Source organism: Phocaeicola sp. (assembly GCF_057861905.1).
In genome coordinates this window covers 12,243-36,255 of record NZ_DBMACV010000026.1, presented here as the reverse complement: position 1 = coordinate 36,255, position 24,013 = coordinate 12,243, and the positions used below count along the sequence as shown (strand labels likewise).

Sequence of the window (24,013 nt, the reverse complement as noted above, 5' to 3'; positions counted from 1 at the left end):
AAAATAAATTACCAGTTCGCTACAGTAGCATTAAATATTTGTTCTACAATCTCATCAATCATCTGATTAACTAAATCTTCCTGAACAGAGGCCAACTGCTGACTGGCATTATACTCACGACTTGCAGAGAACTGCTGTTCGAAATCTTCTGCATGATTGGTATTATTCACAAAACGCACATTGACCGTCATTCTCAATTCTGCCATTGTAGAATAACCATCCGAGCCAACACCTTTATTGTAAGCATCATAATTGGTTATCTCACCTGATAATTCCAAATCCCCTCCCTGCCTTACATGCTTTAAACGGGTTTGCTGCATATAGATATCTTGCAAGGCTGTATTAAACATCGATTCCATGGGGCCCCATACAAATGCCGCCGAGCGATTAGGAAAATTCTCGAAAGAAATGGTTTTTACCTTATCATAGTTGATTGAGGCACCATTGAATTTATACGATACGGTACATGCTGCCAATATACAAACAGCCACCGACAATACAGAAACCAGTCTATAATACTTTTTAATCAAGCCCATATTCTTTTATTTTACGATAGAGTGTCCGCTCTGAGATTTTTAAATCATTTGCTGCATTTTTACGCTTTCCATGATGACGTTCCAATGCCTTCCGAATCATTTCCTTTTCTACTTCATCCAGCGAAAGATTTTCTTCTACATATTCCTCTGTGTCTTGTACTTCAGGAACTTCCTCGGGTGAAACTTTTACCGGAGAGATATGATTAACGGCCGGTACAGAAGTATTGACCATAGGCACAGAAGTCATTACAACCGGAGGATCTTGCACAACTCCTACCGGATTCTGTAAATAATGAACGGAGGTTTCGGAGGGATGATTCATTTGAGTTCCACCACGTTCGGCCATAATATCATGTACCAACTTCTTTAATTCAGTAACATCCCGCCGCATATCGAACAATACCTGATAAAGTATTTCACGTTCACTTTCAAATCCTTTACCGTTAGACGTATTCTTTCCACCAAATAAAGTAGGGAAACGGGAAGCTGCTTGAGCAGGCAAATACCCTTGTAAAATATCTGCAGTAATATCTCGATTAGTTTCAATAATAGAAATCTGCTCCGTTATATTCTTCAGCTGGCGAATGTTTCCCGGCCATGAATAAGAAACAAGCATACGCTTTGCTTCGTCTGTTAACTGAATAGCCGGCATGTGATACTTCTCCGCAAAGTCAGAAGCAAACTTCCGAAATAACAAAGCAATGTCATCCGGACGTTCACGCAAAGGAGGAACCTTGATAGGCACTGTATTTAAACGGTAATACAAGTCTTCACGAAAGCGTCCTTCTGCTATAGCATCCGTGAAGTTTACATTGGTGGCTGCTACAATACGAACATCTGTCTTTTGTACCTTTGACGAACCCACCTTTATATATTCCCCAGATTCCAGCACACGCAACAGACGAGCCTGAGTTGATAAAGGAAGCTCTCCCACTTCATCCAAGAAGATCGTTCCTCCATTAGCTTCCGCAAAATATCCATTGCGGTCGCTGATGGCTCCAGTAAATGCTCCCTTCTCGTGCCCGAAAAGTTCTGAATCGATTGTACCTTCAGGTATCGCACCACAGTTCACCGCTATATAAGGTCCATGTTTACGGCGACTGAACTGATGGATAATCTGAGGAAAACTTTCTTTACCTACTCCACTTTCTCCTGTCACCAAAACAGACAAGTCTGTTGGAGCCACCTGCATCGCAATATCAATTGCCCGATTCAAGCCTTCGGCATTACCTATAATACCAAATCGCAGCTTTATATTTTGTATCTCCGATTTTATCATATCTCGTAGTCAATATATGACAAAATTACAAAAAGTTTAGCATATCGGGTAATTTTGACAGGAAAATTAAAATACGGTACGAATCATAAAACGAATACCCCATTTATTAGCCGTCGGGAGATTATTATAATTCAAACGACGTACATACTCAATATGCAAAAGCTTAAAGATATTATGTATTCCTGCCGAAATTTCTACGTACGGTTTTTTAGGATCCATAACATTACTAGAATAATTATATCGACCTGTTTCATCATAATGTCCAGGGAACATCATCAGAACATCATCGTTCTTATTACATTCCAGAAATGGATTGTTTTTATCTGTCAGGGTTCCCCACAAACATTTTACGCCGATAAATTCACGCCATTTCAATTTTTTAAGCAAAGGAATACGATTGAACAACTTACCCTGCATATTCCAGGAAACATCCAAAGAAGCATAACGGTCATTCAGGAACTCCATGTTATTTATCAAATTGAATGTCTCATCTTCAATGATATAAGAAAGATTGGCAGCAGGCATAATCAACAATGGGAAAGGTACTTTATTCCATTGAATCCCCCCTTTTAAACGAGCATCAACGTTTCCCCATGAGCTAAACCAGAAGCGTTTATAAACACTTGCTTCTGTCACATTATAGGTATAGTCACCTCCCAATACTCCCTTCAAAGCCAAAGTATGCTGCAGCGTAAACACCGGAGCATCCAAATTAATAGGCAAACGCCGCTGCTTAGTATTTACAAAAGTTTCCCCCGGCGCGTAGCGGAAAGCCAGAGATGCTTCAGCCACTGTAATGTCATGCGTATTAAATGGAGAACGCACCCATTTCTGTCCCTGAAGCTGCTGATCGGCTATCTGAGCCTGCAAAGCACTTTCACCAGCCATCGTACGATAAAACAATTCACCACAAGGCTCATAATTGGCGTAACGTACCATCGCTGTTGTCTTAAAGCCAAACTCACGTTCACGCTCATATTTAATAGTAGCCTTACGCTCATAATTATACTGGTCTACTGTACAAACCTTCAACGATGTAAACACATTATCCTTATCTGTATTGATAAACTTATCAGAAGGTAACATGTTATCATACTGATAGGTAAAAGTTACTGAGTGTTTAGGAAACTCACGTGGCAAATATCCTTTTTTATCGAATGAATATTCCACTTCACCCATATATTTTGATTTCTGATCTTTGAAACCATAAGCATAATATCCTTTCAGGAACAAATGCGGATTCAAATTTGCTGTAGTCTGAGCCGAAGCACGCAAGCGAAGACCATCAATATAGTTTGAAGTAATCATGGTATTAATCGGTCCGATATCCACCTTACTATCTGGCGTACTGGTTTCCACAAAGTTCTCAATAAAGGCTTTCAAGACAAACATGATATATTTAAAGCCTTTTATCTTTGTCAAATCATCGACAAAACTTTCCATTCGGCTCTCTGACTTCGTCAAGTCTTCCTGCCTGTACTGACTCCAATACTGATCATCACGCATCATCGCATTGACGTCTTTAATTTCATCACCCTTCTTTTTAAATAATTTATCGGGCAAAGGATCAAAAGCGAAATCAAAATAACGAGTCGTACGACGTACCAGATAAGACCCCAATACTTTTTTCAAATAAGAAAGTTCGCACAACATATCATCTTCCAGTAAAGTCCATTCACCGGTAGGCAATTCACCAAACTTTTGGTCAATAATCATGTTATCGACAAAGTTGATATCAGTTTTCTTAGGCAAATTCAACTTACACTCCTTTACACGATAAGTTGAGTCTGCCAATATATACAGATGTCCTGTAAACCCAAAATCTTGAGAGTTATTAGGAACAAAAGATAAATGGAAACATTTATCACGTTCTACATATACCGTATCCATGATATAAAATTTATAAAACCGGATACCGGCATCCGAAACGGGGCTATCGAACGGGTACTGTAAGAAACGGAAACGATCTTCATAAATATCAATATCCTGAAAAACATCCTTCAATACAGTTGTCAACATATCTCCTGTATTAAAAAGCTCATTGACTCCTGTAGAATTTATTCCCTGAATAATAGTCTTTTCCGAATGCGGGTCTTTTCTATATATTTTTTCAGATACAGTTTCGTCAACAGAAAGCGGCAATATGTTCTTTCCTGTCACGTCACACGGTTCCACCTGATCACGGAAAAAAGGATATTTTTTAAACAGCCATGACTCTCGCAATGAATCAGTGGTAATATTATTCATTGCAAAAGTAATCTTCTGATATTTATTGTAATGATAGTAGTCCTTTTGCTCGAGATTTGTTTTTTCTTTTGAAGCAATAACCTTCTTCATCAGTTCTACAGCCGGATTATTCTTGCGTGAGTACTTTTCACGCTTAGGCTTTACTACAACTTCATCAAGGACCAAGTCGGCTTTCATGCTAATATTCAATTCGGAAGTCTTTGAAGAAACTGTTACTACCTGTGTAGCATATCCGACCATTGAAAATGTCAATTTTGTCCATCCTGGATGATAAGCAATAGAATAATTTCCATCAACATCTGTGATTGTACCTACACCTTTTCCATCATAATAAACATTTAAATAAGGAATTGGATCTCCCGTATCGGAATCAATAACAACTCCATGAATCTGAGCACACAGACCTACAGCCCAAACGCACAATGTCATTATAAGGAGTAATCGTTTTACCATAAAAATCTTAATACGCTTTTTCTATATTCATACAAAACAGAGGCGAAATTACTGCTCTTTATTGTTTTAGGCAAATCGAATAGACATAAAAACGACAAATAGACCGTCTTTTATGCAGTATTAACTATAATTAATTTAGATTTTTAGGAAAGTCAATTCAGATAAAAAGCGTAATTTTGTAAACTCAAATTTAAAATAGAATCGTATAATTATCAAAATTAGCAAACATGTCTAAAATGCCATTATTCCATAATCTGATAGCAAGCGGCTTCGGTTCTGGATATAGTCCTATAGCACCAGGTACAGCAGGTGCACTACTTGCTACACTTATCTGGTGGGGATATGCATCTTTATTTAATGATTATTACATAACATTACAATGCACTCTTTTATTAGTTTGCATATTTACCTTTTTAGGAATCTGGTCATCGGGAGTTTCCGAAAAATACTGGGGAAAAGATCCGTCCCGTGTAGTAATAGATGAGATGGTGGGAACATGGATTGCCTTACTTGCTGTACCAGACGGCAACTATATAGGATATATGTTTGCAGCATTCTTATTATTTCGTTTTTTCGATATAGTTAAGCCTTTAGGCATCAAGCAAGCAGAGAAACTTCCTTCTGGATATGGTATCATGGCGGATGATATCCTTTCTGGGATATATGGAGGAATAGTAATTCTTATATACCGATTTTTGTGCGCGTGAAAAATATACTCATATCTCTCTGCAAAAAAGGAGGGCTGTTTATGTTCATCCGGGCTCAGCTTTCTGCACAAATTGCTACATTTGTCGACTTCCTGATCAGTATCTTATTAAATCAATGTGCACATATATATTATGTATATGCTACTTTGATTGGTTCTATCAGCGGAGGTCTGACAAACTGTGCCATTAATTACAAATGGACTTTCCAGACTGAAGATTGTAGTCCCATACCTGTCTTGATAAAATATATCCTGGTATGGATAGGCAGTATTGGGCTGAACTTATGGGGGACTTATTTGCTGACAGAATTTCTGACATTGCAGAATAGTTTCATTTCAGTAAGCCAATCCACCGCATTTATCGTCGCTAAAATAAGCGTATCAATAATAGTTGCTATTTTATGGAATTACAATTTACATAAAACATTTGTTTTTAAAGACGCACATATTAATGAAAAATTAAAAAATAAAATAAAACAAATCACACACCAACATGGAAATAAAAAAACAAGCTAAGAAATTGCGCGATTCACTCCAGCAATTAATTTACAAAATTATCAATCCTTTGGTTCATGGAATGATTAAAATTGGGATTACTCCCAATATCGTAACAACAATCGGATTTTTAGGAAACCTGGCAGGAGCTTGTCTTCTGATTTATGCAGGTATAAATCAAGAAGCCGACTATTACAAGTTAATAGGATGGGCAGGAGGAGTCATCTTATGTTCATCCTTATTCGACATGATGGACGGCCAGGTTGCTCGTATTGGAGGAATGGCTTCAACATTCGGAGCCATGTATGATTCCGTGCTCGACCGTTACAGTGAGTTAGTTACTTTAGGTGGTATCTGCTTTTGTCTAATCGGACATGATTATCCTATAGGAGCTATTATCACCTTTGCAGCCCTTATTGGTTCATTGATGGTAAGTTACGTACGCGCTCGTGCTGAGGGACTTGGACTGGAATGTAAAATAGGATTTATGCAACGTCCAGAACGGGTCGTTTTAACAAGCTTAGGTCTGCTGGTATGTGGTATCGTGGCAACACAAAGTACTCATTTATCTTTCGACCCAATGCTTATTCTAATTATACCAATGGGCTTCATTGCTATATTTGCCAACATTACAGCTTTCGCACGTATTGAATACAGTCGCAGACAACTCATCAAAAAATAACATTATTCATATATGAAAATAATGACTGACAAGCCTTCTACAAGGGAAATAGTGATATTAGCCGTTTCTCTTATAGCATGGATAAGTGTAACTGCAGCCTTCATTGGCATTCGCCCCGAACACATAGGACTGGGGTGCTTTATTGCAGTATTATTCTTAATTAGCCGAGCTACGCGGAAGCTGGTTGTAGCTCTTCTCCCTTTTGCGATATTTGGAATTTCTTATGACTGGATGAGAATTGTACCTAATTACGAAGTCAATCCAATTGACGTACGAGGATTATACGAAACAGAGAAAAGCATTTTTGGTATTGCCACAGCCGAAGGAATTCTTACTCCCAACGAGTTCTTCCATATCCACCACTGTCAAGTAATGGATTTTATGGCAGGAATTTTCTATCTTTGTTGGGTTCCTGTACCCATTTTATTTGGTTTAGGACTCTATTTTAATCGACAGCGCAAAACATATCTGCACTTTGCACTTGTATTTCTGTTTGTCAATTTAATAGGATTCACAGGATACTACATACATCCTGCCGCTCCACCTTGGTACGTTATGAATTATGGTTTTGAACCGATTTTAAATACTCCAGGCGATGTTGCCGGTTTAGGACGATTTGATGCAATGACGGGCCTTACAGTCTTCCAAGGGTTATATGGAAGAAATGCTAATGTTTTTGCAGCCGTACCATCGCTACATTCGGCATATATGGTTGTAGCATTATTTTATTCTTTCCGGGCACGATGCAGTAACTGGCTACGAGCTTTATTTGCGTTTATCATGATAGGTATCTGGTTCACAGCTGTATATTCCGGGCACCATTATATAATCGACGTAACACTCGGTATCTTATGTGCCTTATTAGGTATATGTTGTTTCGAATATATTTTAATGCGCATACCCAATTTCCGCAATTTTGTACAACGCTATACAAAATACATTGAATAAAAAAAGTATTTCAAGATAAAGTTCTTAGAACTTTAAACATCTACTGATTCTTATTAAGGAAGTTCCTCTATTCCTAACCTCAATATAGAGGAATTTTTTATTATCTAATCTAATAAAAAAGAGGCCGTTCCTTTTTGTTGGAACAGCCTCTTTCCTTATTTCATGAAAAATTTTCTACTATAAGTCAATCAATCGATTTCTTCATCTGCCTCATAACCACCCATCTCACGAAGCGCATTCTTCAACATTACATACTGCTGGAACAAGTGATTAACAGGAACTTCATTCTTTGTATAATCGTGCATCGGGCTCTTTAAGAAGAAACTCAAGAAACGCTGGATACCATAACGTCCGGCACGTGCAGCCAAATCGCTCAACAATACTAAGTCAAGACATAATGGTGCTGCCAAAATAGAATCACGACACAAGAAATTAATTTTAATCTGCATTGGATAACCCATCCAACCAAAGATATCAATATTATCCCACCCTTCCTTATTATCATTACGAGGAGGATAATAGTTAATACGTACCTTATGATAATAATCGGTATACAAGTCTGGTTGTTTTTCAGGGACAAGAATAGATTCCAATGTAGACAATTTGCTGACTTCTTTTGTATGGAAGTTTGCAGGTTCATCCAAAACCAGTCCGTCACGGTTACCCAAGATATTGGTTGAGAACCATCCAGACAAACCTAAACAACGAGTACCGATAATCGGAGCAAATCCAGATTTAACCAATGTTTGTCCTGTCTTAAAGTCCTTTCCGGCAATAGGCATCTTAGTTTTTTCAGCCATTTCCCACATAGCAGGAATATCAACTGTAGTATTCGGAGCACCCATAATAAAAGGAGCACCTTCAGACAAAGCTGCATATGCATAGCACATAGAAGGAGCAACATGCTCACGATCGTCATTTTTCATAGCCTGCTCCAACGCAGCCAATGTTCCATGTACTTCTTCACATACAGGTACATAAATTTCAGTAGAAGCAGCCCACAATACTACAATACGGCTACAGCCATTCTTTTCCTTAAAGTTACGGATATCTTTACGCAACTCTTCTACCATATCCCAACGTGTTGCACAATCCTTTACGTTGTTTCCATCCAGACGTTTTGCATAGTTATGGTCGAACGCAGCCTTCATTGGAACAATCTTTTCCAATTCATCTTTTACAGGATTAATATCCTTTTCTTTTAAAACTTCACAGTTCATTGCAGACTCATAAGCATTTGCCGGATATACATCCCATGCACCAAACACGATATCATTTAAGTTTGCGATTGGTACAATCTCATTATAATGAAGATATTTCTTATTGGCTCCACGTCCGACACGGATTTTATCGTATTGAGTCATTGAACCGACAGGCTTTGCCAATCCTTTACGAACCATCAAGACACCTGTCATAAATGTTGTTGCTACTGCTCCCAAACCTACACACAGCACACCGAGTTTTCCGGTAGCCGGTTGTACATTCATTTTTTCCATTTCTAATTTGTTTTTCTAGTTTGTCAAATAACAAAGTAATATTACGTGCTGTAAAGTTATACTTTTGTTTTAAACAATAAGCAAAAACTACCTCTTTTTTATGCTGCACTTGGAGAAATTGAACAATATTTCGTATAAAATGACAATAAAATAAAGGTTCCTGACAGATAAAAAAAGGAATATGGCTCCTTTCTAAAATTAAAAAGCACTATCTTTGCACCCGTTTTTATAATGAAAAAGTTATTAATAATGAATGATATTTGTTGCATCGGGCATATAACATTGGATAAAATCATAACTCCTAAACAAACAACTTATATGCCGGGAGGTACTTCTTATTATTTCTCCCATGGTATTTATCATCTGAATGATTGGAAAAATTATAAACTTGTCACCTCACTTGCTCCCAGTGAGTATACAGCTGTTGATGAACTAAGTCAAAAGGGAATAAATGTAGAGGTAATCCCCAGCCGGAAAACAGTGTATTTTGAAAACTCATATGGAGAAAATCAAAATAATCGTACTCAGCGGGTATTAGCAAAGGCTGATCCTTTTACCATTGAGAAGTTACAACAAACTGAAGCACGTTTTTTTCATTTGGGTAGTCTCTTATCAGATGATTTTTCATTAGAAGTTATTAAATTTTTATCGAAAAAAGGGATCTTGTCTGTTGATGCGCAAGGTTATTTACGTGAAGTAAGAGGTGAGAATGTATATCCCGTAGACTGGAATGAAAAGGAAGAAGCTTTAAAACATATTCATATTCTGAAAGTAAATGAACATGAAGCTAAAGTTCTGACAGGATTATCAGATTACCAGGCTGCGGCTCTTCAATTATCCAAATGGGGCGTAAAAGAAGTGTTACTTACATTAGGTAGCGAAGGTTCTCTCATTTATGCAGGAGGAGATTTCTATCAAATACCAGCTTATCCTCCTAAAGAAGTAGTTGATGCAACTGGGTGTGGAGATACTTACATGTTGGGATACCTTTATATGCGAAATAAAGATGCATCATACGAAGAAGCCGGATGCTTTGCTGCTGCTCTGTCTACTATTAAATTAGAGAAATCAGGACCTTTCAGCGGAACTGAAGAAGAAGCTTGGAATATCATAAGAAGCAACAGGTTGAAAACGGTTAAGCTGTAACAGTTAGATTATAAAGAAGAAGCCGGAGAAATTCTCCGGCTTCTTCTCTTTTTATCTTTTGCAAATAGATACAGACAACATTTTGCGAGCATACAACCAAACGACGGCATAAGCAACCCATGGCACAGCAAAAGCATACACCATCGTAGTAGTATCGGCTACATACCCCATCAACAATGGACCTACAACTCCTCCCACTGGCGACATCATCAAAAACGAAGATGCACGTTTGGTATGATTACCTAATCCTTTCAGTGATAAAGCAAAAATTGTAGGAAACATTATTGCCTCAAAAGCATATCCACATAATAATGCTATAAGTGAACAAATTCCAAAGTCTAACAACACAATAGTAGTAGTGATAACAGTTCCTGTTGCACAATAAAACAACATCCGTTCCGCACTTACACGTTGCATAATCCAACTGCCAACAAAACGTCCCGTCATGAATAAACCTAACCCGCCAAAAGACAAGACCAAAGAAGCATAACGGGCATTCATCCACTTTTGTTCCACTACATAATTAATGAAAAAGCTATTGATAGATATTTCACCAATCTCATAAGCAAATAAGGCAAACAAGCCAAATATAAAAAGTTTATGTGACCATAAGCCTACACTTCTGCCTTCTTCGTCAACTTCTACACCATGTTGGATTTCCGGGAGCTTCACTTTCATAAAAATAGCAGCTACTATTAAAACCAGTATACCCATACAAACATATGGTAAAGCGACATTACTGTTTGAAGCACTTTGTTGATCATCGTTGGAGAACAACAATAATCCGACAAATAAAGGCGCACATATACATCCCATACCATTAAATGACTGTGCAAAATTCAAACGACTAGCAGCAGTTTCCTTTGCACCTAATTCTGTCACATACGGATTAGCAGCCGTTTCCAAAAAAGTAAGTCCGCACCCTATGACAAACAGAGCAAACAAAAATGCATTGAATGAAGCAAAATGCTGACCAGGAATAAACAATAAAGCTCCTACTCCATAAAGAAGCAATCCCAACACAACTCCTTTACGATAGCCGAAACGATTAATAAAAAGTCCAGCAGGTATAGCCATAATAAAATAACCCATATACATGGTAACCTGTACCATTGCCGAATGAGTCTTAGTAATATCCAGTATTTCCTGAAAATGTTTATTCAAAACATCCAATATAGCATGTGCAAATCCCCATAAAAAGAAAAGGGAAGTCAATAATATAAAAGGTAGGCGATATTGTTTCTCTACCAAAGGAATACGTTTTTCTGTCATAAATAATTTCTTATAAATAATGAAGCAAACAAATCAAATCTGTAATTATTATATCGGGCAAGGATTCATCTATCTCTTCATTTCCCCACCCTTCACCTTTCAACCAAGCAACCTTACAACCGATAGCTTTGGCTGGAATGATATCCTTCGAAAAAGAATCACCAACAACCAGCACACTCTCTGGAGAGAATCCCATAGCCTCCACGCCTAAACGATAAATAGCCGGATCAGGTTTACGCACCCCTACTGCAGAAGATTCTATAATTTCTGAGAAGAAGTCGTACAAACAAAAATCTTTCAAAACACTCTGTATATTACCATAAAAATTTGAGACCAGCACCAACTTATACTTTTCTGTAAGTTTTTGCACAACAGGACGTGTTTTTATCAGGACATCCAATACATATCTATAACATCTGTCGGCTACCTCTTCAGCATAATTCATGACATTAGCTTGATCTAATTTTCCATGCTCCACTAAAAATTCTAATTGAATTTTTGCTTTAATACGCAACACATCATGAAAATTGTATGTCGGCTTTACTAACGGAACACACGCCAACGTACGTTCGCCATGCACATAAGCCTCACGAAAGTCAGCCTTACTTACAGGAATATGACATTCTTCATATTTTTCCCATAAGACTTCTGCCCAATGACGAGAGTTCGTATCAAGTGTCCCTCCGTAATCAAAAATAATACCTTTAATGTCTGTTAATTTTTTCATCAATTTTTATATTATCTGTACCATTGCCTAATTTCATCAATAGTACACCTATTACAATCCATATTAATTCACGCACACGAGTAATAAGCCCCGTATACACGCCAAATGCGCTTGATATAGCTAATCCACCAGTAGCCAAAGCAAATCCTCCCTCACGAGCTCCAAGTTGCATAGGAGAGAAAAAAAACAAGTTCGCAAAAAGTGAAGTAAACGCCATTATCAGAATACACGAAACAAAACTAACATCTGTAGTAAGAATATTTAAGATAAAAAATATCTCTACACAACCTACAATGCGAGCCATAAACTCTAATCCTAATGCTAAATAAAATGTCGATTTACGCTGCCCATGCAACTCTGCTATTTGTCTGTCAACACGTTCCAGAGTTTCCCTCTTCTCTTCCACAAAATGTTGTGCCCATTTTTTTATAAAAGGGACATGCCCCAATAATTTCAAAGTACGTACGGCCATACCATTTTTGTACCCTTTCATAAAGAAATAAATTGCCACGAAGCAACAAATACCAACAACGCCCAACAAAACTCCCATCGCCATATTGACAGGCTCCATTATAAGATACAATATAACAGAACACAACCAAAAACAAAAATGAGAGAAGATATGCATCATAACATATAAAATGACAGAAGAAGTTGCCTTACTTGCTCCAACATAAGGTGTCAGTTCCATAATACGATAAGGCTCTCCCCCCATCAAGCCTACTGGAGTCGCATAATTTAAAGCAAAGCCAGAAACTGTATACTTATAAACTTTCCAAAATGGAACAGAAGCATGCTTTCCATCACGAATAATAGCATACCATGAACATGTATTCAAAAAATAGATAAACACCCACAACAATACAACTGCGGGAAGCCAATATCCTGCTTTTTGCAAATTTTGCCACAGCTCCTGATAATCCATATCGAATGTACAGAGCATTACGACGATTGCAAAGAGTCCGAAGAGCCAAAATATATTTCGAAATTTTTCTTTCATTGCTTAGCGTATTTCTGATAAAGATAAGAACAAATAGCCTCATGACGATGACGCATATACAAGAACAAAGAAGTCATTACAACAATCTCGAATATGAAATAAAAATAAGGTTCACCTATCAGCAAACTGATGTACAAAGCTATGGCTCGTGTATTAAATGTCAAGATATTAGCATATTTCATCAAAGGCAAGCTTAATTTACGGAACTCCTCACATAAATCACGGGGAATATTATCTCCATAAGTCCGCAATACCCAAGCATAAAAACGCTGAAAAGAAGGAGTCAACCGTTCTTGCTGACGAGTATAGTTCCCGTAAAAATAAAGGAATGCTTTCCACCAGAAATTCCCTTTCCAAGGCAAACTATAAAAAATGGCACGCTGCTGTTTAAAGTTATCCAGCTCACTGCCACCTCTCCCCTTCAGAAAAAACAAATGAATATTACGGTAATAATCAGCCAAAGTACATTGCTTGCTATGGCAAACTGTCCCAGATATCAAAGCCAATATCCAGATAATCCAGCTCCAGGTCCAGCCACATTCAACTCCAATACCTAAAGGAAGTGGCTGATTCATCAGCCGTAAACAAATCGCCAAATAAATGGAAAAGAACCAAATATCACCAGCAAAGCCATCCAGCATGCGCCCCCAACGTGTTTTTTTACCAGTAAGACGGGCCAACTGTCCGTCACAACTATCATAGTGATTGGCCCATATTAACAAAAAAATCCCGATCAAGGTATGTTTCAGATCCGGATAATAAAACATTATCCCAGCCCCCACACCTAAAAATATAGACAATATTGTTACAACATTGGGATGTACTCCTAAACGTTTAAAAAATAAGGCCCATAAATAGCCTATCGGACGATTAAAATAAATATCCAGAGTTTCTTCTGTATCCATCGATTTAAAAGAAGCCTCAAATCCCTTCTTATCTATTTCCATCTTATTCCTCCAGTTTAGCCATTACCTTATTATAAATACATTCTGCTATTTTAATACCAGCTTCCTCTCGGCAGCGAGCAAAACTTGGCCAATCATTAAAATCTATGATTCTGATTTCTCCAGTAGATGAAACGATACAATCACCTCCATAAATAGGTACGTCCAGTATTTCTGCAAATGCTGAACTACATCGATATAGCAAATCTTTATCAAATGGGTAACCATGTGTTCCACCATTCACGGTTTCTAAGCCCAACTTACTATGAGATTCTTCTGTAGGATAAAAAGAAAAAAAGAAATCAGTTCCCTGTACACCATAAAACTTGACTAAATCACCTACTAAATGTTCATTAACCACAGCTTCAGGAATTCCTCGTAAACGAAAGTCTGCCAGTACCTGTTCTGCCTTTTCTCTACATTCTACATATACTACATCCTCCTTCACCATTGCATGTGAATCTCCACGTTTTATCCAGCAAGGGAAAATATCTGGAGCGAATTCACCATCGGTAGAGATAATAAAACTTTTAGGATGGGCAAAGCCATTCTTTATCAACAGTTCTGTCATCGACTTTCGCATGCAATTGGCAATTCCATAAGCAGAGTTTACAACTACACTACCATTATCTTCCAATTGCTTTAAATACTCTATCGTAGCACGATCGCGTGCCATACCAAATATAAAATTAGCTTTTATCTGCTGCGAAACAAACTCTTTCTCAGTCCATATCTCTACATCGATACCCTTTTCTTCTAATTTTTGGGCTACTATTTTAAATATAGCAGCATCATTATCTACATGATTTGGCGAATACTCATTACCTCTACTTATTCCTATTACCTTTATTTTTTCGTGAACCAAACACATTGTTACATTTTTAGTCTTCTTGATTATTTAAAAAAGCCTCCGCTTTTATTATGTCACTTGCATGATCTACATCCAATATTTTTGAAAATGGATAAGCCGTAAGTTTCATACCTTCGGCAACCAATTGACGCTGAAAATTACGCATGCGTGAAATACCCTTTTCAATACATGACTGCAAAACATTAATTGCTTTCGGACTCAAACAATAAATACCGCCAGATATATATTGGCAGTCAGGAGTCATTGCATCGTAAAATCCTGTAATATTCAACTTCCTATCAGTAGATATATATAATGGCTTCTCGTCATCTATATAATCTGTCACCGCCATCATGCCATCATTTTCCGATGCTCTAAAAGCATCAATAAAATGAGTAAACTCTTCTTCTCGAAAAACTGTATCAACCGTTGTCAGACAAAACTTATCATCCTTCAGGTAAGGACTAATTTCATAAAAGCTATGCATTGAACTTGGAGTCGTCTTCACTACGACTTCCAAAGGTAGAGCCATACTCTCCTTAAGCTTTACCAAATGTTCTTTCGTAGCCTGTACTTCATTATTAATTATAATGACCACCTGGCTTGCCCCATTTTTAGCAAAGATGCGAATCAAACGATCTATCATAGCTTCTCCGTTCAGTTGCACCAATGGCTTGGGCAACTGAACTCCTTCCTGAGAAAGTCTGGAACCTTCCCCGGCAGATATTATAGCAAACTTCATAAATAGTTATTCTTCCTCTATCGTATCAAGCTTTAACTTGTCACTATCATCACGTTTCTCGTAATATTGTTTGCGCAACGGATGGGCACTAATTTCTCTTTCAATACAACGATTCCGAAAAACGTCCAATGCCACATATATTGCCTGACGGAAAGAATCTTCCGACGCGATACCTTGACCTGCAATATCATATGCAGTACCATGAGCTGGAGAAGTGCGAACAATAGGCAGTCCTGCTGTAAAATTCACACCTTCATCCATAGCCAAAGCCTTAAACGGAGCCAGTCCTTGATCATGGTACATCGCCAGGATACCATCAAAATGGCGATAATTGCCAGAACCCATAAAACCATCTGCCGGATATGGGCCGAAACACTGCACTCCTTTTTTTATCATCTCCTCCATTGCCGGAATAATGATTGTCTGTTCCTCACTACCAATCAGCCCGTTATCACCCGCATGAGGATTCAGAGAGAAAACAGCAATACGAGGATTGTCAATACCAAAATCCTGTTTCAAAGAGTGATGGAAAATAGCCATCTTTTCCATTATTAGTTCTTGTGTCAAGTCTTTTGCTATTTCACTGACAGGAACATGTCCGGTAACCAAAGCCACCCGGAAATCATCTTTCAGCAAAATCATCAAAGCTTTCTGGCCTTCTCCTACACGTTCTTCGATATACTCGGTATGACCAGGGAAATGAAATGTTTCCGACTGTATTGTATGTTTATTGATTGGAGCTGTAACCAACACATCAAACAATCCTTCACGATATTCTTTCAACGACATTTCCAAAGCAGCCAATGCCGCACGCCCAGCCTCTTGTGTCGGTTTTGTCAGTTCTACCTTCAGTTCTTCTTCCGTACAGTTGATAATATTTACACGTCCATCCTGAGCCTCTGAAGCAGAATTAATGATACTGAAATTAGTCTGTATATCCATTGCCTTCCGGTGATAAGCAGCTACTTTAGGCGAGCCATAAATAACCGGTGTACACAAATCCAGCATCGCAGGGTCGGAAAAGGCTTTCAATATAACTTCATAGCCAATTCCATTTATATCTCCATGGGTGATACCCACCTTTATCTTACGTTCTTCCATAGTTTTCTTATTTATTGCTAGTTTGTTCTGCTTTATGATCTACTTTCTCTTCTGTCAGTGCGCCATCCACAGGTATTTCCGATACCGTTTTTTCGGAAGGCAATCTCAAAGTATACAGAGCTGCATTCAATCGGCGAATCTGATCACGTTTTAGTCGGCCCGGATTATAAACAAAGCCTTCAACTACTATTACACGAGCGTTCGCACGGTCAACCCGCATGTGTGCAACAAACGGACCACCCATAGCGTCATTTTTCATTTCCCATAATCCGCGAACTTCAAATGCATAATCACCTTTTACAGCAATATTTCTCACATCGACTAAAGAAGAATCAGCTGTTTCCATGTACATACCTTCACGTTCACCCGGTATATTTATTTTCATTACAGAATCACGCTTATGAATAAAATATGCCTTTGTAAACGTATCCTTATCCTTGAACGGGAAAGTATACATCACAAAGTTCAAATCATTCAAATTGGTAGATGACCAGAAAAAGTCTTTTCCTTCCTTATAGGATTCCATTTCAATCGGCATCCAAATATCACAATCAAAAAGACTTCCAACTTTTGCTGAAACAACTTGATTATGTTTTTTCTCCAACATTTTAATCTCACGGTTCATTTCTGCCCGTGTAAAGAAATCAATGATCAAATTACCATTACGGGAAACATAATCATCAAATTCTTTTTGATTAGGAGCCTGAATTGTCATAATCATCTGAGGAGAAGAATAAACATCACGTGAATATTTAAACTTTACCTGAGTATAGGCTTTCGGATTAATATCTACAAGAATAATATTACGGAACAAACGCATCGTACGGTCATAATAAGCAGTACGAACCCGTGATATACGAAATGAACGCTCCGGCTGGGGCAATCCAGGCACATCTGTATCCAGTACATGATAGAGTGCACTATCGGGACTCATCCAACAATTATCATCGGCTACTACCAATACTTCATAAGGGCGGCCACTGGAAGCTGGAGTTATAAGACTTTTTCCATCTCCCTTACAAGAAGCTAATGCCAGCACAACAAGTGCCAGACTCAGATAAAAGGCTAAACGCTTCATAATTTCTTTATTTAGTTAGTATCTTTCTTTTTTTCTGCTTGCTGTTTTGCTGTAGACAACATTCCACATGCAGCAAAAATATCTTCACCACGTGAAGCACGAATAGTTGCAAATACGCCGTGCTGTGTCAGATAGTCGCGGAATGCAATCATAGCATCCATATCCGTACCTTCCAAATCAACATTCGGAATAGCATGAAAACGTATAAGATTGATACGGCAATCTAACCCACGCAGCAACTTTATCAACTCTTTGGCATATATCATACTATCGTTCACTCCCTTGAACACAATATATTCAAAAGACAAACGACGTTGCTTACTAAAATCATAACGTTTAAGTATATCAACGATTTCGGTAATGGAAAAAGCCTTCTCCGCCGGCATCAGTTCTCCACGCTGCGACGGGAACGGTGAATGCAAGCTGACGGCCAAATGGCAATCACTTTCTTCCAGGAAACGTTCCAGACCTTTCCGCAATCCTACCGTCGATACGGTAATTCGTTTCGGACTCCATGCATAGCCATAATCAGCCGTAAGAATCTCCAACGAACGTAACACTGCATCCAAATTATCAAAAGGTTCTCCCATTCCCATGAACACAATATTTGTCAAAGTATCACGTTCTGGTACAGAATATACCTGATTCAATATCTGCGCTGGGGTCAGGCTATTAGTATATCCCTGTTTACCTGTCATACAAAATTTACAATTCATCTTACAGCCCACCTGCGATGAAACACACAATGTAGCACGATCATCATCAGGAATATACACGGATTCGATATAATCCCCCTCGGGAGCACAAAACAAATATTTTACGGTTCCATCCACCGAACGCATCTCGTGAACAGGTGGAGTTGCCCCTACTTCATAATTTTCTTTCAAACGTTCACGGTTCTTCAATGACAAGTTGGTCATCTCGTCTATCGAAAACACCTTTTTATCATATAGCCATCCGGCGATTTGCTTTGCCGTAAAGGCAGGCATACCCAAATCGCGCACGATACATTGCAGCTCACTTAAAGTCTTTCCCAATAAGGGAGTTTTTAAATCTGTCATTATTTCACCGTTTTTGCACAAGTTGAACAAATAATCTGTACAAAAGAATATTCCATTCTATACAATTAGCGCACAAAGTTAGGCAAAAAATAAGATATATTGCCTATCTTTGTCCTTATAAATGTATTAAATATGAATAAAACAGTCACATGTTTTCTTCCTTACGGAAGTGAAAATCAATTTGATAAAACAATAGGCGAATTGCTGGCATGCCCCAGCATAGACCAGATATTCTTACTATCAGCACAGTCTGATACGAACATCAAACTGCCGGAAAGATGCCACCTTCTACCTGCATCACCAACCGATTCGACCGAAAGATATAAGCAAATAGCTCAGTACGCCAATACACCATACACGTTAATCTACACACAAGTACATAATTTCGAACTGGGTTATATGGCAATCGAACGCATGTGCGATTATCTTTCAGTGCCCCAATGCTGTATGGTATATGCCGATCATTACAAAATAATAAAAGGAGAGAGAAAGCCTCATCCGGTCATCGACTACCAGTTGGGAAGCGTACGTGATGATTTTGACTTCGGTTCTTTACTTATGTTTCGTTCCGAGGCATTGAAAAAAGCTGTCGATGAAATAACATCCGAAGATGAATATCATTATTCTGCACTGTATGCCTTACGCCTGGCCTTATCACGGTATGGTGAGCTGACTCATATACGGGAGTATCTCTATACCGAAGCCGAAATAGATTTACGCAAATCTGGTGAAAAACAATTTGACTACGTAGACCCGCGCAACCGTCAAGTACAAATAGAGCGGGAAGTGGTTTTCACCCGGCACCTAAAGAAAAGTGGAACTTATCTTGCACCAACCCGATGTACCATAGATGTAAGTGAAGGAAATTTTCTTTACGAAGCTTCGGTCATTATACCGGTACGTAACCGCGCTCGTACTATCGACGATGCAATTCGTTCCGTACTGGAACAGAAAACCCGTTTTCCTTTTAACCTGATTATTATCGATAATCACTCTACCGACGGAACAAGTGAAATTATCGAGCATTATAAAAATAATTCCAAAGTCATTCATCTGATACCTGAGCGGACTGATTTGGGAATAGGCGGATGCTGGAATTTAGGTATAAACCACGCACAATGCGGCCGTTTTGCCATACAGTTAGATAGCGATGATCTATATAGCAGTCCGGATACGCTGCAAACCATTGTCGATAAATTCTATAAAGAACAATGCGCCATGGTCATCGGTTCTTATCGCATGACAGATTTTGCCTTACAAACTCTTCCTCCTGGAGTTATCGACCATAAAGAATGGACAGACGAAAATGGGCATAATAATGCTTTACGCATCAATGGGCTGGGAGCTCCCCGTGCATTCTACACTCCTCTCCTACGAAAGATTCGTGTACCGAACACCAGTTACGGAGAAGATTATGCACTCGGACTGGCCTTTTCACGTAGCTACCATATCGGACGTATCTACGATGTATTGTACTTATGCCGCCGATGGGAAGGCAATTCCGACGCAGCACTAAGCATTGAGAAAGTCAACTTAAACAACAGTTATAAAGATAGTCTGCGTACCTTGGAAATGAAACTGCGCCATGACATGAACAAGAAGAAACACCCCGGTGAGCTTTTCTTTGAAAGTCAATTAGCTAAATGGCAGACAGCACGAACCAACCACGAAGCACTTGACAAAATAGAAACGCGTACGTTCCATTTGAATGGTAATACGATAACCGTACAATTCAATCCGGCACGGGCTGTTTCTACATGTGCTAAAATCGACAAGGCATCGATAGAAGCACGTCCTTGCTTCTTATGCTCCGAAAACAAGCCTAAGGGACAAGATGAAATCATTATTTCATTAAACGAACCTTTCAGCTTACGCGTAAACCCTTATCCGATACTTCATGGACATCTTACAATCTCCAGTTTGAAGCATCAGGACCAGATACTTGCCGACAAGACAGAACGTCAGCTTCCCGGTGGATTAGTAAATTGGCTTGAAACACATTTTGAACCCGGATATGCTGTATTCTACAACGGTGCAAAATGTGGAGCTTCCGCCCCCGACCATTTCCATTTTCAAGCTGTACTGCAAAATGATATTCCTTTGATTCGCCAATGGGACAGACTAATGTCTACAGCTGTCTGTACAAAAGAGCAAAACATGGTTAACGGAAGTAGATGTCGTTCTTATCAGATAACGAATTATATCTGCCCGATCCAGGCTTTTGTTACTGACCAATCTATGACAACAAGTCCGGAACTGATAGAAGAATATCTGCATACCCTTCCAATACATGATGGAGAATATGAACCCAGATATAATCTGTTTGCGTGGAACGACCCCGTACGCGGTTTCACCGTAGTATACCTTCCACGAGAGAAACATCGTCCGGCCTGCTATACAGCATCCGGCAATGCACAGATTCTTGTCAGCCCCGGAGCACTTGACATGGCAGGTTTATTGGTTACTCCCCGCAAGGAAGATTTTGACAAAATAACAGAACAAGATATCTTACAAATATATAAAGAAGTATCATACAGCAATTAACACTTAGCGCATCATGAAAGAACCAGAAATAAGCGTGGGCATTGTCAATGCTCAAGAGATTCATTTTACACTCAATTCACATTTCCTGGTGAAAGGTGAAACTGTTACCGGCAATCAGGTTGTGTCTTTTGATGAAGGAGGAATCTTGTGGAACGGCAACGTATACCGTGAGCTTACCTTCACACCCGTAGAAGACGAGGCCTCTTTCTCCTTGTATGATGTAACCATTGGCATCAATTTTCATTGGGAACGTCAGGAAACTCTGCACTTCAACGGTACGCTCAAGTTGGTAGTGGACGAAGGAAAGATTACAGCCATCAATATTCTGCCGGCCGAGGATTACCTCATCAGCGTCATTTCGTCCGAGATGAATGCCACCTCCTCTCCTGAGTTTCTGAAGGCTCATGCCGTCATTTCCAGAAGCTGGCTGCTTGCCCAGATAGAGAAGCGTAAAGCGATGAGCAAACACGACAACGGATTCTTTTCTTTCATCAAGACTGATACTGAATATATCCGGTGGTACGATCGCGAAGACCATACCATATTCGACGTATGTGCCGACGATCACTGCCAGCGCTACCAAGGCATAACAAAAGCATCCAACAAGAGTGTTGTCGAAGCAGTCAAAGCGACACAAGGTCAGGTACTGATGTATAAAAACAGCATCTGCGATGCACGCTTCTCCAAATGCTGTGGAGGAGTAAGCGAAGTATTCAACACTTGCTGGGAAGATAAGAATTATCCATACCTGAGTGCGGTACGTGATACAAAGGAAGAAGGAGTATTGCCCGATCTGACTTTGGAAAGTGAAGCAGAAAAGTGGATACGAAGCACTCCTGAGAGCTTCTGTTATACGAACGACAAGGCGATTATCTCACAGATTCTGAACAACTACGATCAGGAAACAACCAACTTCTACCGCTGGAAAGTCCGCTACACACAAGAGGAACTTTCCGAATTGATTCGTAGTAACACAAAGAACGACTATGGAAAAATAATCGATCTCATCCCTGTAGAACGAGGGAAATCGGGGCGCATTTGCAAGCTGAAAATAGTTGGTACCGAAAAGACACTTATCATAGGAAAAGAGCTGGAAATACGCCGCACACTATCTCCTACTCATTTGTTCAGCTCAGCCTTTATCGTGGATAAAGGAGAAACTGATGCCAATGGCGTACCTGCATGGTTCGAGCTCACTGGAGCCGGATGGGGACATGGTGTAGGCCTCTGTCAAATTGGAGCAGCTGTAATGGGTGAGCAAGGCTATAACTACAATGAAATCCTGCTTCATTATTATAAAGGAGCAGATATAAGAAAACTGTATTAATATTTCCATCATGAAAAAGCAATCCCCCTGGTCGTGGGTCCCGACGCTGTATTTTGCCGAAGGATTACCTTACATAGCAGTCATGACTCTATCACTTGTCATGTATAAGCGCATGGGCATCTCGAATGCCGAAGTTGCTCTCTATACAAGCTGGCTGAACCTGCCATGGGTTATCAAACCGTTATGGAGTCCGTTTGTCGATTTACTCCGTACCAAGCGCTGGTGGATAACACTCATGCAGTTGCTCATCGGAGCCGGACTGGCGGGAATTGCTTTCACTATTCCTACCGAACATTTCTTCCAGACAACGCTTGCTATCTTCTGGCTTATGGCCTTTAGCTCAGCAACACACGACATTGCTGCCGACGGATTCTATATGCTGGGACTGAACAGTCACGAACAAGCTTTATTTGTCGGTATACGAAGCACCTTCTATCGCATTGCAACGATTGCCGGACAAGGATTGCTGGTCATGATTGCCGGATATTTGGAAAAGACCAGTGCAAATATTCCTTATGCATGGAGCATCACCTTTCTTGTTCTGGCCGGCATATTTCTTGCCTTATGGCTCTATCATTCCTTTATACTGCCACGTCCGGCAAGCGACAAGGCTGCGGCAAAGACATCTGCATCGGGATTATTTAAAGAATTTCTGCTGACATTCCGTTCGTTTTTCAGAAAGGATCAAGCAGGCATTGCCATTCTATTCATGTTGCTATACCGCCTGCCGGAAGCCCAACTGGCAAAGATGAGTATACCTTTCCTGCTCGATCCGGTTTCAAAAGGAGGCTTGGGCATGACAACCGAACAAATAGGATTTACCCAGGGTACTATCGGAATCATCGGACTTACACTGGGAGGCATACTGGGAGGTATGGCTGTGGCACGACATGGATTGAAGCAATGGCTATGGTACATGGTGTGGGCAATATCACTTCCTGATCTGGTTTATGTTTTCCTAAGCTATTTTCCGGAAACAAACCTGCTGTGGATCAATGTCTGCATTTTCATCGAACAGTTCGGCTACGGATTCGGTTTCACGGCATACATGCTGTATCTTATTTATTTTTCTCGGGGAAACCACAGTACAGCACACTACGCTATCTGTACTGCTTTCATGGCACTGGGTATGATGCTTCCCGGCATGATAGCCGGATGGATGCAGGAGCTTCTGGGGTATCAGCATTTCTTCCTCTGGATCATGGTATGTTGTGCCGCTACTTTCGGCGTAACTGCTCTATTGAAAATAGACCCTGAATTTGGGAAAAAGCAAGCCGAATAAACAGTTTTCCAAAACATGCTGACAAATAAGAAAAAACATCACCAGGAATTGCTGAATTTCCGGTGATGTTTTTTCTTATTCATGGTGATGAATATAA

At 39.4% G+C, this 24,013-nt stretch carries 21 protein-coding genes; 8 read left to right on the top strand and 13 right to left on the bottom strand.

What is annotated here, in order from left to right:
* Window positions 1–8: 8 nt before the first annotated feature.
* The 3 genes from ACZM60_RS07005 to ACZM60_RS06995 all read right to left on the bottom strand — a co-directional run bounded on the left by ACZM60_RS07005 (window position 9) and on the right by ACZM60_RS06995 (window position 4,515).
* A complete protein-coding gene (locus ACZM60_RS07005; RefSeq protein WP_021970202.1) occupies window positions 9–536 on the bottom strand; it encodes an LptE family protein in 528 nt (175 codons plus the stop codon).
* Window positions 523–1,815, bottom strand: a complete 1,293-nt coding sequence (locus ACZM60_RS07000; RefSeq protein ID WP_489521137.1) for a sigma-54 interaction domain-containing protein — start codon at window positions 1,813–1,815, stop codon at window positions 523–525. Before ACZM60_RS07000 ends, ACZM60_RS07005 begins: the two co-directional genes overlap by 14 nt.
* A 66-nt stretch (window positions 1,816–1,881) precedes the next feature.
* Entirely contained in the window at window positions 1,882–4,515 is a 2,634-nt protein-coding gene (locus ACZM60_RS06995; protein ID WP_489521136.1) for a DUF5686 and carboxypeptidase-like regulatory domain-containing protein, read from the bottom strand.
* 227 nt (window positions 4,516–4,742) lie between these two features.
* On the opposite strand from ACZM60_RS06995, the gene ACZM60_RS06990 reads away from it, so the two are divergent.
* The 4 genes from ACZM60_RS06990 to ACZM60_RS06975 are packed head-to-tail and all read left to right on the top strand — an operon-like array spanning window position 4,743 to window position 7,346.
* Window positions 4,743–5,222, top strand: a complete 480-nt coding sequence (locus tag ACZM60_RS06990; RefSeq protein ID WP_021970205.1) for a phosphatidylglycerophosphatase A family protein — start codon at window positions 4,743–4,745, stop codon at window positions 5,220–5,222.
* 41 nt (window positions 5,223–5,263) lie between these two features.
* Window positions 5,264–5,737 carry a GtrA family protein gene (locus tag ACZM60_RS06985; protein ID WP_021970206.1) on the top strand — a complete coding sequence of 158 codons (474 nt, stop codon included), beginning with the start codon at window positions 5,264–5,266 and terminating at the stop codon, window positions 5,735–5,737.
* A complete protein-coding gene (locus ACZM60_RS06980; RefSeq protein WP_021970207.1) occupies window positions 5,715–6,398 on the top strand; it encodes a CDP-alcohol phosphatidyltransferase family protein in 684 nt (227 codons plus the stop codon). Before ACZM60_RS06985 ends, ACZM60_RS06980 begins: the two co-directional genes overlap by 23 nt.
* 12 nt (window positions 6,399–6,410) lie before the next feature.
* Complete coding sequence (locus ACZM60_RS06975) at window positions 6,411–7,346, top strand: phosphoinositol dihydroceramide synthase (RefSeq protein WP_021970208.1); 936 nt, start codon at window positions 6,411–6,413, stop codon at window positions 7,344–7,346.
* Window positions 7,347–7,534: 188 nt separating this feature from the next.
* On the opposite strand, the gene ACZM60_RS06970 is transcribed toward ACZM60_RS06975, so the two are convergent.
* Window positions 7,535–8,842, bottom strand: coding sequence for an inositol-3-phosphate synthase (locus ACZM60_RS06970; RefSeq protein WP_021970209.1), 1,308 nt, complete (start codon window positions 8,840–8,842; stop codon window positions 7,535–7,537).
* Window positions 8,843–9,091: 249 nt separating this feature from the next.
* On the opposite strand from ACZM60_RS06970, the gene ACZM60_RS06965 reads away from it, so the two are divergent.
* Window positions 9,092–9,988, top strand: coding sequence for a PfkB family carbohydrate kinase (locus ACZM60_RS06965; protein ID WP_340320047.1), 897 nt, complete (start codon window positions 9,092–9,094; stop codon window positions 9,986–9,988).
* A 51-nt stretch (window positions 9,989–10,039) separates the two neighbouring features.
* Here ACZM60_RS06965 and ACZM60_RS06960 read toward each other — a convergent pair whose 3' ends face one another.
* The 9 genes from ACZM60_RS06960 to rlmN are packed head-to-tail and all read right to left on the bottom strand — an operon-like array spanning window position 10,040 to window position 18,763.
* Window positions 10,040–11,260 carry a sugar MFS transporter gene (locus tag ACZM60_RS06960; RefSeq protein WP_489521135.1) on the bottom strand — a complete coding sequence of 407 codons (1,221 nt, stop codon included), beginning with the start codon at window positions 11,258–11,260 and terminating at the stop codon, window positions 10,040–10,042.
* Window positions 11,261–11,270: 10 nt separating this feature from the next.
* Window positions 11,271–11,987 carry an HAD family hydrolase gene (locus ACZM60_RS06955; RefSeq protein WP_489521134.1) on the bottom strand — a complete coding sequence of 239 codons (717 nt, stop codon included), beginning with the start codon at window positions 11,985–11,987 and terminating at the stop codon, window positions 11,271–11,273.
* A complete protein-coding gene (locus ACZM60_RS06950) occupies window positions 11,965–12,987 on the bottom strand; it encodes a lysylphosphatidylglycerol synthase transmembrane domain-containing protein (protein WP_489521133.1) in 1,023 nt (340 codons plus the stop codon). The genes ACZM60_RS06955 and ACZM60_RS06950 overlap by 23 nt, the downstream gene beginning before the upstream one ends.
* Window positions 12,984–13,934: a CDP-alcohol phosphatidyltransferase family protein gene (locus ACZM60_RS06945; RefSeq protein WP_489521132.1), complete on the bottom strand. Its 951-nt coding sequence runs from the start codon at window positions 13,932–13,934 to the stop codon at window positions 12,984–12,986. The genes ACZM60_RS06950 and ACZM60_RS06945 overlap by 4 nt, the downstream gene beginning before the upstream one ends.
* Window position 13,935: 1 nt before the next feature.
* The gene (locus ACZM60_RS06940) at window positions 13,936–14,802 is read right to left on the bottom strand and encodes an ATP-grasp domain-containing protein (RefSeq protein WP_489521131.1); all 867 of its coding nucleotides are present in this window, start codon (window positions 14,800–14,802) and stop codon (window positions 13,936–13,938) included.
* A 10-nt stretch (window positions 14,803–14,812) separates the two neighbouring features.
* Window positions 14,813–15,523: a nucleotidyltransferase family protein gene (locus ACZM60_RS06935; protein ID WP_489521130.1), complete on the bottom strand. Its 711-nt coding sequence runs from the start codon at window positions 15,521–15,523 to the stop codon at window positions 14,813–14,815.
* Between the two features lie 6 nt (window positions 15,524–15,529).
* Entirely contained in the window at window positions 15,530–16,624 is a 1,095-nt protein-coding gene (gene pdxA / locus ACZM60_RS06930) for a 4-hydroxythreonine-4-phosphate dehydrogenase PdxA (protein WP_489521129.1), read from the bottom strand.
* A gap of 7 nt (window positions 16,625–16,631) precedes the next feature.
* The gene (locus tag ACZM60_RS06925; protein WP_021970218.1) at window positions 16,632–17,702 is read right to left on the bottom strand and encodes a DUF4837 family protein; all 1,071 of its coding nucleotides are present in this window, start codon (window positions 17,700–17,702) and stop codon (window positions 16,632–16,634) included.
* A gap of 11 nt (window positions 17,703–17,713) precedes the next feature.
* On the bottom strand, window positions 17,714–18,763 hold the full coding sequence (gene rlmN, locus ACZM60_RS06920) for a dual-specificity RNA methyltransferase RlmN (RefSeq protein WP_489521128.1): 1,050 nt from the start codon (window positions 18,761–18,763) through the stop codon (window positions 17,714–17,716).
* Between the two features lie 132 nt (window positions 18,764–18,895).
* Here rlmN and ACZM60_RS06915 point away from each other — a divergent pair, with 132 nt between their 5' ends.
* The 3 genes from ACZM60_RS06915 to ACZM60_RS06905 are packed head-to-tail and all read left to right on the top strand — an operon-like array spanning window position 18,896 to window position 23,916.
* Window positions 18,896–21,307: a DUF4922 domain-containing protein gene (locus ACZM60_RS06915; RefSeq protein ID WP_489521127.1), complete on the top strand. Its 2,412-nt coding sequence runs from the start codon at window positions 18,896–18,898 to the stop codon at window positions 21,305–21,307.
* Window positions 21,308–21,320: 13 nt separating this feature from the next.
* The gene (locus ACZM60_RS06910) at window positions 21,321–22,634 is read left to right on the top strand and encodes a SpoIID/LytB domain-containing protein (RefSeq protein ID WP_489521126.1); all 1,314 of its coding nucleotides are present in this window, start codon (window positions 21,321–21,323) and stop codon (window positions 22,632–22,634) included.
* Between the two features lie 10 nt (window positions 22,635–22,644).
* Complete coding sequence (locus ACZM60_RS06905; protein ID WP_021970222.1) at window positions 22,645–23,916, top strand: MFS transporter; 1,272 nt, start codon at window positions 22,645–22,647, stop codon at window positions 23,914–23,916.
* The last annotated feature ends 97 nt before the right edge of the window (window positions 23,917–24,013 follow it).

Excerpts from the sequence above, each read along its gene's own strand:
- ACZM60_RS06980 (WP_021970207.1), top strand. The coding sequence starts at position 5,715 with ATGGAAATAAAAAAACAAGCTAAGAAATTGCGCGATTCACTCCAGCAA.
- ACZM60_RS06960 (WP_489521135.1), bottom strand. The coding sequence starts at position 11,260 with ATGACAGAAAAACGTATTCCTTTGGTAGAGAAACAATATCGCCTACCT.
- ACZM60_RS06950 (WP_489521133.1), bottom strand. The coding sequence starts at position 12,987 with ATGAAAGAAAAATTTCGAAATATATTTTGGCTCTTCGGACTCTTTGCA.
- ACZM60_RS06995 (WP_489521136.1), bottom strand. The coding sequence starts at position 4,515 with ATGGTAAAACGATTACTCCTTATAATGACATTGTGCGTTTGGGCTGTA.
- ACZM60_RS06970 (WP_021970209.1), bottom strand. The coding sequence starts at position 8,842 with ATGGAAAAAATGAATGTACAACCGGCTACCGGAAAACTCGGTGTGCTG.
- ACZM60_RS06940 (WP_489521131.1), bottom strand. The coding sequence starts at position 14,802 with ATGTGTTTGGTTCACGAAAAAATAAAGGTAATAGGAATAAGTAGAGGT.
- ACZM60_RS06955 (WP_489521134.1), bottom strand. The coding sequence starts at position 11,987 with ATGAAAAAATTAACAGACATTAAAGGTATTATTTTTGATTACGGAGGG.
- ACZM60_RS07005 (WP_021970202.1), bottom strand. The coding sequence starts at position 536 with ATGGGCTTGATTAAAAAGTATTATAGACTGGTTTCTGTATTGTCGGTG.
- pdxA (WP_489521129.1), bottom strand. The coding sequence starts at position 16,624 with ATGGAAGAACGTAAGATAAAGGTGGGTATCACCCATGGAGATATAAAT.
- rlmN (WP_489521128.1), bottom strand. The coding sequence starts at position 18,763 with ATGACAGATTTAAAAACTCCCTTATTGGGAAAGACTTTAAGTGAGCTG.
- ACZM60_RS06910 (WP_489521126.1), top strand. The coding sequence starts at position 21,321 with ATGAAAGAACCAGAAATAAGCGTGGGCATTGTCAATGCTCAAGAGATT.
- ACZM60_RS06935 (WP_489521130.1), bottom strand. The coding sequence starts at position 15,523 with ATGAAGTTTGCTATAATATCTGCCGGGGAAGGTTCCAGACTTTCTCAG.
- ACZM60_RS06945 (WP_489521132.1), bottom strand. The coding sequence starts at position 13,934 with ATGGAAATAGATAAGAAGGGATTTGAGGCTTCTTTTAAATCGATGGAT.
- ACZM60_RS06905 (WP_021970222.1), top strand. The coding sequence starts at position 22,645 with ATGAAAAAGCAATCCCCCTGGTCGTGGGTCCCGACGCTGTATTTTGCC.
- ACZM60_RS06915 (WP_489521127.1), top strand. The coding sequence starts at position 18,896 with ATGAATAAAACAGTCACATGTTTTCTTCCTTACGGAAGTGAAAATCAA.
- ACZM60_RS06965 (WP_340320047.1), top strand. The coding sequence starts at position 9,092 with ATGAATGATATTTGTTGCATCGGGCATATAACATTGGATAAAATCATA.
- ACZM60_RS06925 (WP_021970218.1), bottom strand. The coding sequence starts at position 17,702 with ATGAAGCGTTTAGCCTTTTATCTGAGTCTGGCACTTGTTGTGCTGGCA.
- ACZM60_RS06990 (WP_021970205.1), top strand. The coding sequence starts at position 4,743 with ATGTCTAAAATGCCATTATTCCATAATCTGATAGCAAGCGGCTTCGGT.
- ACZM60_RS06975 (WP_021970208.1), top strand. The coding sequence starts at position 6,411 with ATGAAAATAATGACTGACAAGCCTTCTACAAGGGAAATAGTGATATTA.
- ACZM60_RS07000 (WP_489521137.1), bottom strand. The coding sequence starts at position 1,815 with ATGATAAAATCGGAGATACAAAATATAAAGCTGCGATTTGGTATTATA.
- ACZM60_RS06985 (WP_021970206.1), top strand. The coding sequence starts at position 5,264 with ATGTTCATCCGGGCTCAGCTTTCTGCACAAATTGCTACATTTGTCGAC.